Source organism: Leifsonia sp. HAY1-4F, assembly GCF_056755275.1.
The window spans coordinates 1-230 of the sequence record NZ_JBNDHX010000730.1 but is presented as its reverse complement, the minus strand read 5'-3'; the positions used below and the strand labels follow the sequence as shown (position 1 = coordinate 230).

The following is a 230-nucleotide window of genomic DNA, read 5'->3' as shown; positions in this document are numbered from 1 at the left end:
CGGGGGCGGACGGTGGTCTTCTCGATCGGGAGGTCGGCACTCTGCTCGGGCGTCAGCGCGATCACCCGGTCGACGGAGATGCCGGGGAGGTGGACGTCGTCCGGGCCGAGTACGCCCGGCTCGACCAGTTCGTCCACCTCTGCGATGGTGATGCGTCCGGCTATCCCGGCCAGCGGGTTGAAGTTGCGCGTCGACTTCTCGAAGCGCAGGTTGCCGTGCCGGTCGCCGAC

1 protein-coding gene is annotated in these 230 nt (G+C 69.6%); it reads right to left on the bottom strand.

All coding sequences use genetic code 11. The features are described from left to right. The coding region (locus ACPYOG_RS21135; RefSeq protein WP_481295994.1) for a CoA-transferase at nt 1-230 on the bottom strand (230 nt) is incomplete at both ends.